We start from the raw sequence: 2,409 nt of genomic DNA on the forward strand, positions 1-2,409 counted from the left end.
CCGTCGACCTGCTTCAGACCCTTCAGGAACGCGGTGGTGGAGTATTCGGGGTCGGTGATCTGCTCGACCGTGCCCCAGCCGCTGGAGGGGCGCTGCTGGAACAGGCCCTGCGAGTCGTGGTCGTTGCGGTCACCCAGGTGACCCAGGTTCTCCAGCTTCGACTCCTGCAACGCGGTCGCGATCGACACGACGGCGGCGCGCTCGTCCATGCCGGCCTTCTTCGTCGCCGCGATGATGGCCTTCACATTCTTGGTCTGCTCGTCGTTCAGGTCGATGCGGGACTGGTCGCCCTGCACGCCGTGCGGGATCAGCTTGTCACCCTGCACCGTGGCGGTGACCGGCTTGACGCTGGTGGTGGTGTCGGCCGCGTGGGCGGCCACGGGACCGGCGAACACGCCACCCGTGAAAGCCAGACCAGCAATACCCAGAACGCTCTTACGCAGAATCGTGTTCATCAGGGGGGCTCCATTCGGGGGTCGACACACCCGCGGGGGACGGGGGTGCGTGGGCACCGTCAGGCGCTCAAAAAAAAGGTCTTGGGGGATCTCGGCTGCTCGCGAGGCGGGGGCCTTCACGCGGCGCCGGAAGGATGTCCAACGACCCGCGACCCGGCATCATTCCCGGGCACCTCACACCACCCGGGGGCGGGACGGGTTCACGTCGTCGGAACCATGTCCAACGACCGACCGGGCGGGATCATTCCCCACGGCTCACGCCGTCGGAACCGTACTCAACGACCGGGGCCCAGGGTCTGTGCCCGCAGCCAGCCGACGCGCTCGGGGGCGCGGCCTTGCTCGGTCGTTCACCCGGTTACAACGCCCCGCACCCGCCCACGATTCCGCCACCAGAGTGCCGCCCACCACCCCCGAACCCGACACCCCGCCCACCACAGACCAGCCGCCCACCACCGACCAGCCCAGTCCAGTCCAGCCGGGCACCTCGCTCAGCGCCCCCGTGATCAAGGAGTTTGCGGCACATTCCGGCGCCCACGAGACACAAACTCCTTGATCACCCCGACGGAGCCCTCCCCGGGCACCCACCACAGGGTTGATCATGAGGTTGGCGGCGACAAAACGGACACCAAGCGCCGTCAACTTCATGATCGACGCGCTCGGTGCGGTGCGGTGTGGGGCGGCGCAAAGGCGGGGCCGGATGGGGCCGGAGGTCGGCTCAATGCCGCGCCGATCTTGCAGGTAGGGCCCTTCAGGTGTCTCGTTTGCGCGTTATGCGGGGTACCAAAGTGCAAGATCGCGGGGGCCCGGGGCGAGGGCTGTTCGAGAGGGCCCGGAAACCGCCGTGATCTTGGTTGTGCTTGCCGATCTTGGAGTTGTGGCTCTTGCCAAGGGCGTCAAACCGGGCATTCTGGGCGCCACAACTCCAAGATCGGCGGTTACTGGGGAGAGGGCGGACCGGAGCGCGGCAGCGCGCCGGCTCGTCCGCACGCTGCGCCGCGACGCCGCCCTATTCAAGCCGGGCTGACCCGTCCTCGGATCGGGTTCTGCCGTTGGCAGATCCGCTGACTGTGAACAGGGCACTCCGTGCCCGGCGGGCGGCGGCACGCTGGGACTCATGCGACTCCTGATGCTGGGTGGTACGGGCTTTGTCGGTGGTGCCGTGGTGGCCGAGGCGGTACGCCGCGACTGGCAGGTGACAGTGTTCAACCGGGGCGTACACGGGCAGGCGCCGCCCGGCGTACACCGGTTGCGGGGTGACCGGACGATGCCGGACGGGCTGGCCGCGCTCGCCGGCGGCGAGTGGGATCTCGTGGTGGACACCTGGGACGGCGCGCCCCGGGCGGTCCGGGACGCGGCGTCGGCGCTCGCCGGCGCGGTGCCGCACTACGTCTACGTGTCCAGCGGCTCGGTGTACGCGCCGCCCGTCGAACTCGGCACCGGTGAGGAGGCGCCGACGGTGGCGGCGGATCCGGACGCGGACGACGGCGACTATCCGGAGAACAAGGCGGGCGGGGAACTCGCCGCGACGCGGGTGTTCGGTGACCGGGCGCTGCTCGTGCGCGCCGGGCTGATCCTGGGGCCGGGGGAGGACATCGGGCGGCTGCCGTGGTGGCTGAACCGGATCGCCCGGGGCGGGGACGTGCTGGCGCCCGGGCCGCGTGACCTGCCGATCCAGTACGTGGACGTCCGCGACCTGGCGAACTGGCTGCTGGACCGCGGTGCGGAGGGCGTCGGCGGGGCGTACAACGTCATCGGTCGCACCGGGCACGCGACGATGGGTGAGCTGCTCGACGCGGCGGTGGCGGCGACCGGGTCGGGCGCGACGCTGCGGTGGGCGGCGCCGGAGCCGATCCTCGCGGCCGGGGTGGTGCCGTGGAACGACCTGCCGGTCTGGGTGCCGCGTGGGCACGAGTACCGCTGGTTGCAGGAGCGGAACGTCGAGCGGGCGTACGCG

The 2,409-nt window shown here is 70.6% G+C and carries 2 protein-coding genes; one reads left to right on the plus strand and one right to left on the minus strand.

Annotated features, from left to right (window positions below):
• Positions 1-455: hypothetical protein (locus KBX39_RS28970; RefSeq protein ID WP_210873582.1), on the minus strand; the 455-nt coding region annotated here is incomplete at its 3' end.
• A 1,114-nt stretch (positions 456-1,569) separates the two neighbouring features.
• Here KBX39_RS28970 and KBX39_RS28975 point away from each other — a divergent pair.
• The coding region (locus KBX39_RS28975) for an NAD-dependent epimerase/dehydratase family protein (RefSeq protein ID WP_210873584.1) at positions 1,570-2,409 on the plus strand (840 nt) is incomplete at its 3' end.

The organism is Micromonospora sp. D75 (genome assembly GCF_018070405.1).
Lineage (GTDB): Bacteria > Actinomycetota > Actinomycetes > Mycobacteriales > Micromonosporaceae > Micromonospora > Micromonospora chalcea.